General features: G+C 70.6%; 14 protein-coding genes, 1 pseudogene and 1 riboswitch. Of the genes and pseudogenes, 8 read left to right on the top strand and 7 right to left on the bottom strand.

Annotation, left to right across the window (positions count from 1 at the left end; all coding sequences use genetic code 11):
- Positions 1 to 41: 41 nt before the first annotated feature.
- A pseudogene (locus ACTWOL_RS05590) lies at positions 42 to 242 on the bottom strand (PRC-barrel domain-containing protein); the annotation flags it as partial.
- A gap of 100 nt (positions 243 to 342) precedes the next feature.
- Positions 343 to 439: riboswitch (glycine riboswitch) on the top strand.
- A gap of 179 nt (positions 440 to 618) precedes the next feature.
- Here ACTWOL_RS05590 and gcvP point away from each other — a divergent pair.
- Positions 619 to 3,504 carry an aminomethyl-transferring glycine dehydrogenase gene (gcvP, locus tag ACTWOL_RS05585; RefSeq protein WP_474294925.1) on the top strand — a complete coding sequence of 962 codons (2,886 nt, stop codon included), beginning with the start codon at positions 619 to 621 and terminating at the stop codon, positions 3,502 to 3,504.
- A gap of 183 nt (positions 3,505 to 3,687) precedes the next feature.
- On the opposite strand, the gene ACTWOL_RS05580 is transcribed toward gcvP, so the two are convergent.
- Positions 3,688 to 3,885 (bottom strand): DUF5999 family protein, encoded by a 198-nt coding sequence (locus tag ACTWOL_RS05580; protein WP_474301090.1) that lies wholly within the window; start codon positions 3,883 to 3,885, stop codon positions 3,688 to 3,690.
- A gap of 411 nt (positions 3,886 to 4,296) precedes the next feature.
- Positions 4,297 to 4,767, bottom strand: coding sequence for a hypothetical protein (locus ACTWOL_RS05575; RefSeq protein ID WP_474294924.1), 471 nt, complete (start codon positions 4,765 to 4,767; stop codon positions 4,297 to 4,299).
- A 600-nt stretch (positions 4,768 to 5,367) separates the two neighbouring features.
- Here ACTWOL_RS05575 and ACTWOL_RS05570 point away from each other — a divergent pair.
- Together ACTWOL_RS05570 and ACTWOL_RS05565 are read left to right on the top strand one after the other, a co-directional pair.
- Positions 5,368 to 6,870, top strand: a complete 1,503-nt coding sequence (locus ACTWOL_RS05570; protein ID WP_474294922.1) for a glutamate-cysteine ligase family protein — start codon at positions 5,368 to 5,370, stop codon at positions 6,868 to 6,870.
- Positions 6,871 to 7,029: 159 nt separating this feature from the next.
- The gene (locus ACTWOL_RS05565; RefSeq protein ID WP_474301089.1) at positions 7,030 to 7,758 is read left to right on the top strand and encodes a CPBP family intramembrane glutamic endopeptidase; all 729 of its coding nucleotides are present in this window, start codon (positions 7,030 to 7,032) and stop codon (positions 7,756 to 7,758) included.
- Positions 7,759 to 7,872: 114 nt separating this feature from the next.
- Here ACTWOL_RS05565 and ACTWOL_RS05560 read toward each other — a convergent pair whose 3' ends face one another.
- The gene (locus ACTWOL_RS05560) at positions 7,873 to 8,694 is read right to left on the bottom strand and encodes a PhzF family phenazine biosynthesis protein (RefSeq protein WP_474294920.1); all 822 of its coding nucleotides are present in this window, start codon (positions 8,692 to 8,694) and stop codon (positions 7,873 to 7,875) included.
- A 140-nt stretch (positions 8,695 to 8,834) separates the two neighbouring features.
- Here ACTWOL_RS05560 and ACTWOL_RS05555 point away from each other — a divergent pair, with 140 nt between their 5' ends.
- Positions 8,835 to 9,407 carry a PadR family transcriptional regulator gene (locus ACTWOL_RS05555; RefSeq protein WP_474294918.1) on the top strand — a complete coding sequence of 191 codons (573 nt, stop codon included), beginning with the start codon at positions 8,835 to 8,837 and terminating at the stop codon, positions 9,405 to 9,407.
- 111 nt (positions 9,408 to 9,518) lie between these two features.
- Here the strand turns inward: ACTWOL_RS05555 and ACTWOL_RS05550 are convergent, their stop codons facing one another.
- On the bottom strand, positions 9,519 to 9,950 hold the full coding sequence (locus ACTWOL_RS05550; protein ID WP_474294916.1) for a type II toxin-antitoxin system Rv0910 family toxin: 432 nt from the start codon (positions 9,948 to 9,950) through the stop codon (positions 9,519 to 9,521).
- 220 nt (positions 9,951 to 10,170) lie between these two features.
- On the opposite strand from ACTWOL_RS05550, the gene ACTWOL_RS05545 reads away from it, so the two are divergent.
- Positions 10,171 to 10,701, top strand: coding sequence for a hypothetical protein (locus tag ACTWOL_RS05545; RefSeq protein WP_474294914.1), 531 nt, complete (start codon positions 10,171 to 10,173; stop codon positions 10,699 to 10,701).
- A 40-nt stretch (positions 10,702 to 10,741) separates the two neighbouring features.
- The gene (locus ACTWOL_RS05540) at positions 10,742 to 11,809 is read left to right on the top strand and encodes an EamA family transporter (RefSeq protein WP_474294912.1); all 1,068 of its coding nucleotides are present in this window, start codon (positions 10,742 to 10,744) and stop codon (positions 11,807 to 11,809) included.
- Between the two features lie 115 nt (positions 11,810 to 11,924).
- On the opposite strand, the gene ACTWOL_RS05535 is transcribed toward ACTWOL_RS05540, so the two are convergent.
- Positions 11,925 to 12,614 carry a pyridoxamine 5'-phosphate oxidase family protein gene (locus tag ACTWOL_RS05535; protein WP_474294910.1) on the bottom strand — a complete coding sequence of 230 codons (690 nt, stop codon included), beginning with the start codon at positions 12,612 to 12,614 and terminating at the stop codon, positions 11,925 to 11,927.
- Positions 12,615 to 12,653: 39 nt separating this feature from the next.
- Here ACTWOL_RS05535 and ACTWOL_RS05530 point away from each other — a divergent pair, with 39 nt between their 5' ends.
- Positions 12,654 to 13,985 (top strand): aminotransferase class I/II-fold pyridoxal phosphate-dependent enzyme, encoded by a 1,332-nt coding sequence (locus ACTWOL_RS05530; protein WP_474294908.1) that lies wholly within the window; start codon positions 12,654 to 12,656, stop codon positions 13,983 to 13,985.
- Here ACTWOL_RS05530 and ACTWOL_RS05525 read toward each other — a convergent pair.
- Positions 13,976 to 14,968: a DMT family transporter gene (locus ACTWOL_RS05525; RefSeq protein WP_474294906.1), complete on the bottom strand. Its 993-nt coding sequence runs from the start codon at positions 14,966 to 14,968 to the stop codon at positions 13,976 to 13,978. The two genes, ACTWOL_RS05530 and ACTWOL_RS05525, sit on opposite strands and share 10 nt — an antisense overlap.
- Positions 14,969 to 15,042: 74 nt before the next feature.
- On the opposite strand from ACTWOL_RS05525, the gene ACTWOL_RS05520 reads away from it, so the two are divergent.
- Positions 15,043 to 15,951, top strand: a complete 909-nt coding sequence (locus ACTWOL_RS05520; RefSeq protein WP_474294904.1) for a LysR family transcriptional regulator — start codon at positions 15,043 to 15,045, stop codon at positions 15,949 to 15,951.
- The last annotated feature ends 65 nt before the right edge of the window (positions 15,952 to 16,016 follow it).

Genomic DNA, 16,016 nt, shown 5'->3' with positions numbered 1-16,016 from the left:
AGTGCCCGCTCGAACGGGATGTGCAGGCCGTCCCCGGCGAGCTCGCTGGGCTCCAGAGGGACGAACGCGTCCCTGCTGAACAGGCCCGTACGGACGGCCGCCCATTCCGGGACCCCTGTCGCGTCGTCGAGGTACACCTCGTCCACGGTCCCGATCTTGGTGCCGTCACGGTCGAACGCTTTGCGGCCTATCAGGCTGCGTGGATCGATATCGGTCTGCACGATCCCTCCAATTGGTCGCATTGGTCGCACTGCTCCGTACGTACTACGAAAGTGCACATTTGTTGGGTCGGCCACTCGACCTCTCGGGTAAGTCCGCGCTGGTACGCTGGCAGGCGGCTGTCGACCCCGCGCGGGAGAGCGCCCCGGTCACCAACCGGAGCCGCCGAAGGAGCAAATCCTCCCCGGAATCTCTCAGGCCCCTGTACCGCACGGACGAGGTCACTCTGGAAAGCAGGGCGGATGCCGCACGGCGTCCGCGCTCACCGACGGTGAAAACCGGAATGCCAGCGAGCGGGCGGACCGGTGAAGCTCTCAGGTTAGATGACAGAGGGGGAGGCCGTACGGGTACCCGCGCCGGGGGTGCCCCTCGCAGGTCGTATCGACCAGGAGGCCTCACATGACCGTCCACCGCACCCCGCTCACCCAGTTGGAGCGAGGCATCCCCTTCGAGCAGCGCCACATAGGGCCCGACGCCGAGGCCCAGGCGAAGATGCTCGCGCAGGTCGGCTACGGCTCGCTCGACGAGCTGACCGACGCCGCCGTGCCGGACGTCATCAAGAGCGCCGAGGCGCTCGGGCTGCCGGACGCCCGCACCGAGGCTGAGGTCCTGGCGGAGCTGCGTTCCCTCGCGGACCGCAACCAGGTCCTCGCCCCGATGATCGGCCTGGGTTACTACGGCACCTTCACACCGCCGGTCATCCTGCGGAACGTCATGGAGAACCCCGCCTGGTACACGGCGTACACGCCCTACCAGCCCGAGATCTCCCAGGGCCGTCTCGAAGCCCTGCTCAACTTCCAGACGATGGTCGCGGAGCTGACCGGTCTGCCCACCTCCGGCGCCTCGTTGCTGGACGAGGGAACCGCGGCCGCCGAGGCCATGGCGCTGTCCCGGCGGGTCGGCAAGGTCAAGGGCGGTGTGTTCCTGGTCGACGCCGACGCCCTGCCGCAGACGATCGCCGTCATCGAGACCCGCGCCGAGCCCACCGGTGTCGAGATAGTCGTCGCCGACCTGAGCGAGGGCATCCCGGCCGAGGTCGCCGAGCGTGGCGTCTTCGGCGTGCTGCTCCAGTACCCGGGTGCCTCCGGCGCGGTCCGGGACATCAAGCCCGTCATCGAGCAGGCGCACGGACTCGGTGCGATCGTCACCGTGGCCGCCGACCTCCTCGCGCTCACCCTGCTCACCTCCCCCGGCGAGCTCGGTGCGGACATCGCCGTCGGCACCACCCAGCGCTTCGGCGTCCCGATGGGCTTCGGCGGCCCGCACGCCGGCTACATGGCGGTCCAGGACAAGCACGCCCGCAGCCTGCCCGGGCGTCTCGTCGGAGTCTCCGTCGACGCGGACGGCAACAAGGCCTACCGCCTCGCCCTGCAGACCCGCGAGCAGCACATCCGCCGTGAGAAGGCCACCAGCAACATCTGCACCGCACAGGTGCTGCTCGCCGTGATGGCCGGGATGTACGCCGTCTACCACGGTCCCGACGGCCTGCGGACGATCGCGCGCCGCACCCACCGCTATGCGGCGATCCTCGCCGAAGGCCTGCGTGCGGGCGGGGTCGAGCTCGTACACGGCGTCTACTTCGACACCCTGACCGCCCGTGTGCCGGGCAAGGCCGCGGACGTCGTCGCCCGTGCCCGTGTGAACGGCGTCAACCTCCACCTCACCGACGCCGACCACGTGTCGATCTCCTGCGACGAGACCACCGCCCGGGCCGAGCTGGCCGCGGTCTGGTCCGCCTTCGGCGTCGACGGCGACATCGAGGCACTGGACGTGACCGTCGACGACGCCCTGCCGGCCGGGCTGCTGCGCAGCGACGACTACCTCACGCACCCGGTGTTCCACCAGCACCGCTCGGAGACCGCGATGCTGCGCTACCTGCGTCGCCTCGCCGACCGTGACTACGCGCTGGACCGCGGCATGATCCCGCTCGGTTCCTGCACCATGAAGCTGAACGCGACCACCGAGATGGAGCCGGTCACCTGGCCCGAGTTCGGCCAGATCCACCCCTTCGCACCGGTCGAGCAGGTCGATGGCTACGTCACGCTGATCCACGAGCTGGAGGAGCGCCTCGCCGAGGTCACCGGCTACGACAAGGTGTCCATCCAGCCGAACGCCGGCTCGCAGGGCGAGCTCGCGGGCCTGCTCGCCGTTCGCGCCTACCACCGCGCCAACGGCGACGAGCAGCGCACCGTGTGTCTCATCCCCTCCTCGGCCCACGGCACCAACGCCGCCAGCGCCGTCATGGCGGGCATGAAGGTGGTCGTCGTCAAGACCGCCGACGACGGTGAGATCGACGTGGCGGACCTGCGGGCCAAGATCGAGCAGTACCGCAACGAGCTGTCCGTGCTCATGATCACGTACCCGTCGACGCACGGTGTCTTCGAGGAGCACGTCGCCGACATCTGCGCGCAGGTGCACGACGCGGGCGGCCAGGTGTACGTCGACGGAGCCAACCTCAACGCGTTGGTGGGCCTCGCCAAGCCCGGCCGGTTCGGCGGCGACGTCTCGCACCTCAATCTGCACAAGACCTTCTGCATCCCGCACGGCGGTGGCGGCCCCGGCGTGGGCCCGGTCGGCGTGCGCGAGCACCTCGCGCCGTACCTGCCGAACCACCCGCTGCAGCCGACCGCAGGACCGGAGACCGGCGTCGGCCCGATCTCGGCGGCCCCGTGGGGCTCGGCCGGCATCCTTCCGATCTCCTGGGCGTACGTCCGGCTGATGGGCGGCGAGGGACTCAAGCGCGCCACCCAGGTCGCGGTCCTCGCGGCGAACTACATCGCCAAGCGTCTGGAGCCGCACTACCCCGTGCTCTACACCGGCCCGGCCGGACTGGTCGCGCACGAGTGCATCGTCGACCTGCGGCCGCTCGCCAAGGCGACCGGGGTCAGCGTCGACGACATCGCCAAGCGGCTCATCGACTACGGCTTCCACGCGCCGACCATGTCGTTCCCGGTCGCCGGCACGCTGATGATCGAGCCCACCGAGAGCGAGGACCTGAACGAGATCGACCGGTTCTGCGACACCATGATCGCGATCCGTGCGGAGATCGAGAAGGTCGCTTCCGGCGAGTGGCCCGCCGATGACAACCCGCTGCGCAACGCCCCGCACACGGCGGCGGCGCTCGGTGGGGAGTGGGACCACGCGTACAGCCGCCAGGAGGCCGTCTTCCCGGCCGGTGTCCAGGCCGCCGACAAGTACTGGCCGCCGGTGCGCCGTATCGACGGCGCCTTCGGTGACCGCAACCTCGTCTGCTCCTGCCCGCCGCTGGACGAGTACGAGGGCTGACGCGCAGCGGGCATGCGTCGGGGCCGGTCCGGAGGGAACTCCGGACCGGCCCCGGTCCGTTCGGGCCTACCAGGGCGCTGCGGCACTCCGGCGGTCCGTCAAAGCCGGGCCGGGGCATGCGGCGCCGTACCCGTCAGAGCGTCCGGGCAGGGCGGGCCGCCTCCGGCCCGCCGTATGGCCTCCTCAGGCCGCCGTGGCCACCTGCTGCGGCCGGTGAGGGGCGATGATCTGCCCGTCCGGAAGCAGCTCCCCGGTGTCCTCGAACAGCAGGACGCCGTTGCACAGCAGGCTCCAGCCCTGCTCCGGATGGTGCGCCAGAAGGCGGGCGGCCTCCCGGTCGGGGGAGTCGGCTGAGGGGCATGGTGGCTGGTGCTGGCACATGGAAGGGTTCTTTCGCTGCGGTGTGGTGGTGAGTGTGCTGCGGCTCGATGCGGTCGTCATCGCCGCCCCCCGTATCTCTCGGTCCGATCCGATCCCAGTGTTGCCCCACGGGCGTCGATCCGCAGGGATTTCACGGCAGCTCGTCTTACCACTTAATGACGTATCACCCGCCCGGACGGTTCAGCGGACGAGCACCGTCCCTTCGGGTGGTTCCAGGGGGCCGAAGTGGACTACTTCCGTGACCGCACAGGGCGCCGGATCGGGCGCCCCATATGGCCCCTCCCACCGCGTTGCCCCCGCCGGCGACCTGGGGGTCCTACGCGCCTGACTGCCGGTAGGGGTGCCCGGACGGGGGCAACACGACGCCCCGTGACCCGTCGGTCACGGGGCGAACGCGCCATGCGGCCTGTGTCAGGCGGGCGACCCCAGCAGGGGCGCACGGCTCGCCCGCAAGGTGAGGACCGGGAGGAGGTCGGCGGCCCGGTGGGGGCGATGGGCGGCGATGCCCGGTGGGGCCGGGGCGAGAGGGACCAGCAGGTCCTCGGGGGCGGGGGTGCCGGCGGATGCGTCGGCCGACGTGTCCCTGTGCAGCCAGAGGGTGAGCATGTAGAGCTCGGGGACGGAGAGCAGCCGGGGCTGGTAGTCGTCCGTCAGCGCCTCCGCCTGGAGCAGCGCTCTCTCCGTCGAGGCGAGGTAGGGGCCCTCGAAGAAGTGCGAGAAGGCCCAGCCGTCCGGGGTCAGCATCGTGTCAGCGGCGGCCACGGAACGCTCGCCGGCGCGGATCAGGAACCTCCAGCCCGCCAGCCTCGTACGGGGTGCGCGGCCCGGAAGCGGCACGACCTGGTCCAGCACATGGACGGGAAGCGGGAGTTCGGGGCTCACCGCTCCTTGTACGGATCGGAGAGTCGGTGTCGGCGCCTGGCGGACTGCGGTGGGGGAACCGAGTGCCGCGACGACGCTGCGCAGGGCAGGCGTGGGGGCAGGGGGGACATGCAGCGGCATGGTGGGTCGCCTCTCACTCAAGAGACACGGTGATGCGAGGCAGATGCGGACGGCACTGTCAGCGTGGGCCAGAGGGGGCTGAAGGGCCATGCCCGGGCGCCAACTCTCTGCCTCGTTTGCCGAGTTTATACGACGTGTGTTCACTCAGTGTTTCTGCTAGCGGCGCCCGATATTGTCGGCCAGGCTGAATTCAGCCCTTTTTCGGGGGAGTTCTTCTTGCGCTTTCCCGAACTCATCCGTGTTACCTGGGACGTTGTCCCGCAGGTGGTCGGCCGGATCTCGTCGGCGATTCTCACCACACTCGGGTACCTGGTAACTGCGCGTTGCGTCATGCCGACGGAATGTGCCCCGCGAAAGTCAGATCCAGCCTACTGTCCCGTCATTGCCCGCGGGGCGTTATAGATCAGTCGGTCTGGGCATTATCGTCCGTGACGCGAGCGGCCTGTGCCGCGGGCCGCCCACTCGAGGAAGGGTGCTTCGATGGGGGAGAAGGTCGTGGCAGGCGCGTTTGACCTGTCGGATCGCCAGAGGTACAGGCGGAAGCTCCAGCAGTGCCTCGCGGGGCTGGGGAGGCTCCTGGCCGAGAAGAGGTTCGATCGTCCCAAGAATCTGATGGGCCTGGAGATCGAATTGAATCTCGCCGGAGCCGACGGTCTTCCGCGGATGATGAATGCCGAGGTGCTGGACCGGATAGCCAGCCGTGATTTCCAGACCGAACTGGGAATGTTCAACCTGGAGGTCAACATAGCTCCGCACCGGCTCGAGGGGCGCGTCCTCGACCAGCTCGCCGAGGAGCTGCACACCAGTCTGGGATATGCCCACCGCAAGGCCGCGGAGCTTGACGCCGGTATTGTGATGGTCGGAATTCTCCTGACCATCGACCGTCATGATCTGGTCTCCGCGAACCTCTCGGACGTCGACCGTTACGTCCTGCTGAACGACCAGATCGTCGCCGCGCGCGGTGAGGACTTCACCCTCGACATCGACGGTGTCGAGCGCCTGAGCTGCACCTCGACGTCGATCGCACCCGAGTCCGCGTGCACGTCCGTGCAGTTGCACCTTCAGGTGACGCCGGCGCGGTTCGCCCAGGTGTGGAACGCCGCGCAGGCCATCGCCTCCGTCCAGATCGCCATCGGCGCCAACTCCCCGTTCCTCTTCGGCAAGGAGCTCTGGCGGGAGTCCCGTCCTCCGCTGTTCCAGCAGGCCACGGACACCCGGCCCCCCGAACTGCAGGCGCAGGGGGTCAGGCCCCGGACCTGGTTCGGCGAACGCTGGGTCGAGTCGGCCTACGAGCTCTTCGAGGAGAACATCCGCTTCTTCCCGGCGCTGCTGCCGATCTGTGACGAGGAGGATCCGCTGCGGGTGCTCGACGACGGGGGCGTGCCCCGACTCCAGGAACTCGTCCTGCACAACGGCACGATCTACCGCTGGAACCGCCCCGTCTACGGGCTGGCCGACGGCGTACCGCATCTCCGTGTCGAGAACCGGGTCCTGCCCGCCGGGCCGACCGTCAGCGATGTGGTGGCGAACGCCGCGTTCTACTACGGCATGGTGCGGGCCCTCGCCGAGGAGTCCCGTCCGGTGTGGACCCGGATGCCCTTCGAGGTCGCCTCCGACAACTTCGACGCCGCGTGCCGCCATGGCATCGACGCCGAGCTGCTGTGGCCCAGGCCGGGCCGCGGTGGCGGTATGACGCGCGTACCCGCCGTCAAACTCGTACGGGACGAACTGCTGCCGCTCGCGGCGGCAGGGCTCGAGGCGTGGAACGTGGAGGCGGCAGACCGCGACTTCTATCTCGGGATCATCGAGGGGCGCTGCCGGCGCAAGGTGAACGGCGCCTCCTGGCAGGTGGACGCCTTCCACCGGGCGAGGGAAGCGGGGCTCGACCGGGAGGACGCGCTCGCGGCCGTCACCCGCCGCTACGCCGAGCTGATGCGCCAGGGCGATCCCGTGCACACCTGGCCCTCCTGGTCGGCAGGCTGATCCCCGCTTGCCAGGCCCTGCCGTCGTGCGCCCGGCCGTCGTCGGGCAAGCTGTGACCGCTGGACGAGGTCATGGGAGGCAGCTGTGCGGGCGGACTCGGGACGGGTGTCGGGATCGCTCCCGGAAGGGAGTTTGTCGCCGAGGACCCTGCGGTCCGAGATGCTGCTGGTCCTGGCGTTGTCGCTGGGTGCGAGCGCACTGTCCTCGCTGATCAGCTTCGTCGGTGCGCTGACGAAGCCCGGCGGGCTGAAGGACCAGGCCGCCACGCTCAACAGCTCCTACGCCCCGGGCCGGCCGTGGCTCGATCTGGCCTGGCAGCTCTTCGGCGTCGCCACCGCCCTCGTGCCCGTCGCGCTCGTGGCCCATCTGCTGTTCCGGGAGGGCGTGGGCGGGCTCAGGGCCGTCGGCTTCGACCGGACCCGGCCCTGGTCCGACCTCGGGCGCGGCACGCTGGTGGCGGCGGCGATCGGCAGCGCCGGGCTGGCCTTCTATCTGATCTCCAGAGCCGCCGGGTTCAATCTGACCGTGGTGCCCGAGTCGCTGCCCGGGGTCTGGTGGAAGTTTCCCGTCCTGATCCTCTCCGCCGTACAGAACGCGGTGGTGGAGGAAGTGATCGTGGTCGGCTATCTGCTGCGCAGGCTGGGGCAGCTGGGCTGGACGCCCGTGGCGGCGCTCGTGGCCAGTTCCGTGCTGCGCGGCTCGTACCACCTCTACCAGGGCATCGGCGGATTCGTCGGCAACATGGTCATGGGTGCCGTCTTCGTGCTGCTCTACCGGCGCTGGGGCCGGGTGGGTCCCCTCGTCGTCGCGCACGCACTGCTCGACATCGTGGCGTTCGTCGGCTACGCACTGCTGGCGGGCAGGGTGAGCTGGCTGCCGACGCCGTGACTGCGCGGGTGATCACCCAAGGCACCCGAGGCGCACAAGGCACCCGAGGTCTGGTCACCCCGCCGGTCGGCGGCCGGGCCGGTGCGTGCCCCGGGGTGCGCACCGGCCGTAAGGTCACGGCCTGGCCAGCAACTCCCCGTCGATGACCGTCACCGCATGTCCGGTGAGCAGGACGCGGTCGCCACGCAGAGCCGTGCGCACGATTCCGGAGCGGGCCGATGCCTGCAGACCGGTCAGCTCGGTGCGGCCGAGCCGGGCCGCCCAGAACGGCGCGAGCGCCGTGTGGGCGCTTCCGGTGACCGGGTCCTCGTCGATGCCGACGTTGGGGAAGAACCCCCGGGAGACGAAGTCGTAACCGCATCCGGGGTCCTCGGCCCGGGCGGTGACGACGATGCCGCGCCGTGAGTGCCTGGCCAGCCCGATGAGGTCGGGTGCCAGACCCCGCACGGTCGCCTCGTCCACCAGCTCCACCAGCAGATCGCCGATGTGTTCACCCGTGTCGTGGACCGAGAGCGGCGTGGCGTCGAGGGCCTCGGCGACCCCGGACGGAGCTTCCGTGCGGCTGAGCGGTGCCACCGGGAAGTCCAGGGTGATCGCTCCGTCCTCGTGGGCCGTCGACGTGAGCATCCCGCAGCGCGCCGCGAAGCGCACGGTGCCCGTCGCCGCCCCGGTGGTGTGCAGGACATGGGCCGTCGCCAGCGTGGCGTGACCGCACATGTCCACCTCCGTCGTGGGAGTGAACCAGCGCAGCGCCCAGTCGGCCTCACCGCCGGGGGAGAGCCGGTGCGCGAAGGCGGTCTCGGAGAGGTTGACCTCCCTCGCCACGTCGAGGAGCCACGCGTCGTCGGGGAAGTCCGGGTCGTCGAGCAGGAGCACCCCTGCCGGGTTGCCGGCGAACGGCCGGTCGGTGAAGGCATCCACGATTCGCATCCGCATGCCCGAGACCGTAGAGGTCCGCCGAATCCGCAGGCCAAGGCCAATCCGCGGGCCGTGGACCGATCGGGTGTTGTCAAACGAAGTATTCCGATATATCGTCGAGCCATCGCGACAGATCAACGATGGAGGGAGCGTTAACGATGCGTTCACACGGACAGGGGAATTGCGGGCGTGGTGATTTCGAGGCGCGCCGTGCGGCCTTCGGTCCCTTCGGGCCGGGGTTCGGCGGACCGCCGTGGGGTGGTCGTGGCCGCGGTGGCGGCGGTCGGGGGAGGGCGCGGCGCGGTGATGTGCGTGCCTCGATCCTGGCGCTGCTGAAGGACCGGCCGATGCACGGTTACGAGATGATCCAGGAGATCGGCGAGCGCAGTGCCGGGGCGTGGAAACCCAGTCCCGGTTCGGTCTACCCCACGCTCCAGATGCTGGAGGACGAGGGCCTGATCGCGAGTGAGAGCGACGGCGGGAAGAAGCTGTTCGCGCTCACCGACGCAGGCCGCACCGAGGCCGAGTCGGTCCCGGAGGCGCCCTGGGAGGAAGCGGGCCGCGGCATTGACTGGGATGCCATGAACGAGATCCGTCAGGCCGGCTTCGGACTCATGGAAGCGTTCAGTCAGGTCTGGAAGACCGGCACTCCCGAACAGCGGACGAAGGCCATCGCCGTCATCACCGAAGCCCGCAAGAAGCTGTATCTGATCCTGGCCGACGAGCACTGACGCGCGGCCGGACGATCCGTCAGGAGAGGGGTCCCGCCGTGGGCGGGGCCCCTCCGTCGTGTGCGCCGCACCTGCGGTGGCGCCGCCCCGGGGGTGATGGGTGCGGCCGTGTCAGACGACGAGCGCGCCGAGTTTCCGCAGCGACTCGTTGAGGGCCGCCGTCGCCGAGTCCTTCAGCTTGCCCGCCATCAGGGATACGGCCGCTCCCGTGAACTCCCCGTCGATCCGGACGGTCGTGGCGTCGTCGCCGTCAGGGGTCAGCGCATAGCGCGTGCCCACGCTGACCCCCATCGGGCCCTTGCCCCTGATCGCGAGGACCCGCTCCGGCTCGAGCTCGTCGACGGTCCACATCACCTCGGCCGGGAAACCCATGAGCTTCATGTTCTCGGCGAAGGTCGCACCCGTCTCGAGCGTTTCGGGGCCGCCCTGCGGGAAGCTGGTGTGGGTGGCGTTCCAGCGGCCGTGCGACGCGAAGTCCGTCAGCTGGGCCCAGATCTTCCCGGCGGGCGCATCGATGCGTGCCTCTGCACTGACCTCGGCCATGGGGCCACCCCTTCGTCTCGGGTACCGGTCGGTTCCCGGGTACCGGTGTCGCGGAACGTAGCCGCGTGGCCTCGAACATTCAATACTGATGAACAGTCAGACCCGGGGCCGTCTCCTCCGCAAGGAGGAGGTGCGACCGGCGGTGCCCACCCTCCGTGGGATGCCGAGATGCTCCCGTGCGTCGATGTCAGGACCCCGGAGGGACTGATGGGGTGGGAGTGTGCACCTTCCTGTCCCACGCGCCCCGCAGCAGCCCGCCCCCATTCGTGCCGCGACCTACGCACGACTCACCCCGGAGCTGGCATCGGTCGTCGCGGGAGCCAGACGGCGTGCACTGCGGGACGGCGACCGCCAGATCGACACCGCCCATCTGCTGCACTCCCTGATGGAAGGGGACAGCGAGGCGTGTGCCGCGTTCGAGGGCCCCGGGCAGACCGCCCGGATCCTCGGCTATCTCGTCCAGCGCAGCATCGGATACGGACTGCGCTGGCAGGGCTCGGTCGAGGACTCCGGAGCGGTCCCGCTCGTACGGGGCGTCGAGACCGCCGGCTGGTCACCCTCGGCCTCGGCCGCTCTGGACGGCGCCCTGGAACGTGCGGCACGGCGCGGCGAACCCCGGGCCGCCGGCCTCGATCTGCTGGCCGCGATCGCCTCGGACAAGGACTGCAGGGCCGTGGAAGTCCTGAAGCGCGCGGGTGTCGAATCGGGCGGGCTGGACCGGCGTATCGACGAGCTGTCTCAACAGGTGTAACGGGCGTGACGCTCCTGACGCGGCCTGCCATGATGTGCCGATGCACGCGTCTGAGGGAAGAAACGCAGGCCTGGGACTGGCCCTGGCATCGGCGTTCGCATTCGGTGGTTCGGGTGTGGCGGCCAAGCCGCTCATCGAGGCGGGACTCGATCCGCTGCACGTGGTCTGGCTGCGTGTCGCAGGTGCCGCGCTGGTCATGCTGCCGCTGGCCTGGCGCCATCGCGACCTGCTGATACGCAAACCGGCGCTGCTGGCCGGCTTCGGGCTGCTCGCCGTCGCGGGTGTCCAGGCCTTCTACTTCGCCGCGCTCTCCAGGATTCCCGTGGGCGTGGCCCTGCTCATCGAATATCTCGCTCCCGCTCTCGTGCTCGGCTGGGTCCGGTTCGTCCAGCGCCGCCCGGTCACCCGCGCCGCGGCACTCGGCGTGGTCCTCGCCGTCGGCGGCCTCGCGTGTGTCGTCGAGGTGTGGTCCGGGCTCGGGTTCGATCCGCTCGGCGTCCTGCTGGCCATCGGGGCCGCGGGGTGCCAGGTCGGCTACTTCGTCCTCGCCGGCCAGGGTGGCGACGACCACGACGCCCCGGCTCCGCTCGGCGTGATCGCGTACGGGCTGATCGTCGGGGCGCTGGTCCTCACCGTCGTCGCCCGCCCGTGGACCATGAACTGGCCGGTGCTCGCCGGTGAGGCGAGCCTGGCGGGCACCGGCGTCCCCGCCGCCCTGCTCATCGGCTGGATCGTGCTGGTGGCGACCGTCCTCGCGTATGTCACCGGAGTCGTCTCGGTACGCCGGCTGTCCCCCCAGGTGGCCGGTGTCGTCGCCTGCCTCGAAGCGGTCATCGCGACCGTTCTGGCATGGGTGCTGCTGGAGGAGCATCTGTCGGCGCCTCAGATCATCGGCGGCGCGGTGGTCCTGGTCGGTGCGCTCATCGCCCAGTCGTCGACACCGAGGGCCCCGTCGGGACCGGTGGCCGGCGGAACGGGACCGGAGGACGCCGTACACCCGGAGGACGCCGTGCGCCCGGAGGGCGTCGTACACCCCGAGGACGCCGTGATCGGCCCCGAGGACGGGGCGGGCGGAACGCGGGTGTCCACGGGCCGTTCCCCCGCATAAGCAGCCGGTACGCCGCCGAGCCCGCCCGGGCGCTCTGGCTGACCGACGGGTCGCCGGACGCACGAACTGCACCGCCCCGGAGCCGCGACCCCCGTGCGCGGCCCCGGGGCGGTGGTCACAGCGCCGCGAGATAGTCCGGCAGTGCGACGGCGGGGTCCAGATCGTCGGCGGGGACCGGCTCGCCGTAGCGCGGAGCCAGCGGGACCACGCCGGTCCAGTGGGGCAGCGACAGGTCCTCGGGATCGTCGTTCGGGCCGCCCGTACGGACCTTGGCGGAGACCTCGTTCAGGTCGAGCCGGAGCACGGCCGTGGCGGCGAGTTCCTTGTCGTTGGCGGGGCGGGAGTCGCGGGAGCGACCGTGGACGGCGTGGTCGACGAGTGCGTCGAGGGCGGTGCGCTTCTCCTGCGGGTCGTCGACCTGACGGGCGATGCCGTGGACCATGACGGAGCGGTAGTTCACGGAGTGGTGGAACGCGGACCTGGCCAGGACCAGTCCGTCGATATGGGTGACGGTCAGACAGACCTTCAGACCCGGGTCGCCCGGGTCCGCCTGACCGGCCATCCGCAGGGGCCGGGAGCCCGTGGACCCGTGGATGTACAGCCGCTCGCCGATCCGGCCGTACAGCGTCGGCAGCACCACGGGGGCACCGTCGCGGATGAATCCCAGATGGCAGACGTACGCCTCGTCGAGAATCGCGTGCACCACCTCACGGTCGTACGAGGCACGCGCACGCCCGCGGGTCGGGTATGTGCGTTCGGTCGTCGGATAGGCCGGGTGGGCGGAGTCGTTCAGAAGCGCCGTCATGACTGGACATCTCCATTGCATTAGTACAAACTGTCGTTTGTGCTAGGAGAGTATCGGATTGTTGGGTCTCGTGCATCGGAGATCGCGGCGAGCATCGAGCGCGGTGTTGGACAGGGGGATCTGCCCCCCGGGCAACTGCTTCCCCCCATGCGGGAGTTGGCGACCTCGCTGGGTGTCAACCCGAACACGGTGGCGGCCGCCTACCGCACCCTGCGCGAGCGCGGTGTGATCGAGACGGCGGGACGCAGGGGGAGCCGGGTGCGGTCGCGACCGGCCAGTACGGCGCGCGGCTCCCTGGGCGTCGAAGCCCCGCCCGGGGTCCGCCAGATCGCGAACGGCAATCCCGACCCCGCGCTGCTGCCGGCGCTGCACGACGCCTTCGCCACCGCCGCGCGAGCGCAGGACGAGCGGCCCGTGCTCTACGGCGACGCGCCCGTCGACCCCGAGCTGGCGCGGCTCGCCCGGTCCGGTCTGGACGCCGACGGTGTGCCCGACGGGCCGATCGCCGTCACCTCCGGCTCGCTCGACGCCGTCGAGCGTGTGCTCGCGGCCCATCTGCGACCCGGGGACGCCGTCGCCGTCGAGGACCCCGGCTGGGGCGCGGTGCTCGATCTCGTCCCGGCACTCGGACTGCGGCCCGTCCCGGTCGTCCTCGACGAACACGGGCCCCGCCCGGAGGGGTTGGAGCGTGCGCTGGCCGCGGGAGCCAGGGCGCTGATCGTCACCTGCCGTGTGCAGAACCCCACCGGAGCCGTGATCACCGCGTCACGCGCCCGGGAGCTGCGGGGCATCCTCGCCGCCCACCCCGAGGTCCTGCTCATCGAGGACGACCACGGCTACGCCATCGTCGACGAGCCGCTCCACCCGCTTGCCGGGGTGTCCCACAGCTGGATGCTCGTGCGTTCCGTGGCCAAGGGCTACGGGCCGGACCTGCGGCTCGCCTTCCTGACCGGTGACCCCCTCACCATCGACCGGGTGACGGGACGCCAGCGGCTGGGGCCCGGCTGGGTCAGCCGGCTGATGCAGCGCGCGGTGGTGGAGCTGTGGTCCTCGGGTGCCGTCGACCCGGTGGCGGTGGCGCGCGCGTACGCAGAGCGGCGGAATGCGCTGATCGGCGCGCTCGCGGAGCGGGGAGTCGAGGCGTACGGGCGCAGCGGGATGAACGTCTGGGTGCCCGTCGCCGACGAGACCGGTGTCGTGGCCCGGATGCTCCACGCCGGGTGGGCGGTCGCCCCCGGGGCGCGCTTCCGTATGTCGGCACCTCCCGCGATCAGGCTCACGGTGTCCGGGCTCACCCCGGCCGACATCGGGACGCTCGCCGACGCGGTGGCGTCGGCGACCGCTCCGGCGGCGCCGCGCAGCTACGGCTGACGTCTGGTCTGGGTGAGCGCGGCGCCCGCCAGCACGACGAGCGCGCCGACCGGGGTGTTCCAGCTCAGGTGTTCGCCGAGGAGCAGCACTCCGGCCGCCGTGGCGATGACCGGGATGAAGTATGTGACCATCGTCGCCGTCGTCGGCCCGACCTCGGCGACCAGGCCGTACTGCAGGAGCATCGCGAAACCCGTCCCCAGTGCGCCCAGCGTGATCACGGCGAGCAGGGGAACCACCGGGAAGCCGCTCGGCAAGGTGGTGAACAACGGGGTCACCACGGCCAGTTGGGCCGTGGCGAGCAGGAGCTGGGCGCCGGTCAGCGAGAGATGGGAGTGGGACGAGCCCGCGAGCGTACGGCGGACGTAGATCCAGCCGACGGGATAGCTCAGCGAGGCGAGCAGGGCCATCGCGGTGCCGTTCACGTCAAGCCCGGAGAAGCCCTGCCAGGCGCCGAGCACGGTCAGGACGCCGATGAACCCGATGCCGAGTCCGGCGACACGGCGACGCGTCGGCCGGTCCTCCGAGAGTGCCACCAGTGAGAGCGCCATGCCCCACAGCGGCGAAGTGGCGTTGCAGATCCCGGCCAGGGTCGACGGGATCGTGAGCTCCGCATAGGCGAAGAGCGAGAACGGCAGGGCGTTGAGGAAGAAGCCCGCGACCGCAAGATGGGTCCAGGTGCGCAGCCCGCGCGGCAGCCGCTCCCGCTTCACCGCCATGGCGACGGCCAGCACGGCCGTGCCGAAGAGCAGCCGGCCGAAGGTGACCTGGAACGGCGCGTACGCCTGCGTCCCGACCTTGATCAGAAGAAAGCTGAAGCCCCAGATCAGTGCGAGCACCGCGAACCTGACGCGCCAGCCGACGGCGGGGCGGCGGGCCGGGGCGAGGGCAGGGGTGGCGTCCTGTCCGGCGGTCGCGGAATCCGCCGGGGCGGAGAGTGAAGTCACGGGGACGCGGTCGGGTGTGGTCGGCGTAGCGGCGCTCATGGCGTCCACTGTGGCCGGTTCAATCACTTAGAACAAGCGAGATTCTCTCGACCGATTGGATTAGCATTGCTTACATGTTGAATCTGGAGCGCCTACGCACCCTGGACGCGCTGGCCCGGCACGGATCGGTGAGTGCGGCCGCCGAGGGACTTCATGTCACGACATCGGCCGTCTCCCAGCAGATGGCGAAGCTGGAACGGGAGGTCGGGCAGCAGCTCCTCGCCAAATACGGGCGGGGTGTGCGCCTCACGGACGCGGGCCGGCTGCTCGCCGATCACGCCGCCCGGATCCTGTCCCAGGTGGAGATCGCCCAGGCCGACATCGAGGCCCAGCGCGGACAGGTGGTCGGCGAGGCGCGCATCGGCGCCTTCCCGACAGCGGCGCGCGGGCTGCTTCCGGCGGCGCTCACCGCCTTGCGGGCCGCCCACCCCGAGCTGCGCGTACGCTCCGCCGAGGTGGAGCCCGAAGAGAGCGTGCGCCGGGTGGTCAGGGGCGACCTCGATCTGGCTGTCGTGCTCGACTGGAGCAACAAGCGGCTGCCCGTGCCCGGTGGCCTTGCCCGGGCCCAGCTGCTGGACGATGCGGCGGACGTCGCCATGCCCGCGGACCACCCGCTCGCCGCGAGCGCCGAGGTGGACCTCGAGGACTTCGCGGAGGACCCGTGGGTCTCCTGGCCGGAGGGCGAGTTCTGCTACGAGTGGCTGGTCTTCACGCTGCGCTCGAAGGGCGTCGAACCGAAGATCGCGCACTTCGCGGGGGAGCACCACACCCAGCTCGCGCTGATCGCGGCGGGTCTCGGGGTGTGTGTCACCCCGCGACTGGGGCGCGGGCCGGTGCCGGACGGCGTACGCCTCGTACCGGTACGGCAGAAGATGCACCGTCACATCTACGCGGTCTGGCGCTCCGACGCGGACCGCCGCCCGTCCATCCGTGCGGTGGTGGAGGCGCTGACCGAGGCCGCGGGGAGGGTGGCCGACCACTGACGCCGGGTTCCGTCCTCGGGGCGCGGCAGGCCGTCAGCCCCGTCCGTGCCCGTGCGCGGTCCGGA

It is taken from the genome of Micromonospora sp. IBHARD003 (assembly GCF_056106285.1).
This window is presented reverse-complemented; position numbering and strand designations above follow the sequence as displayed.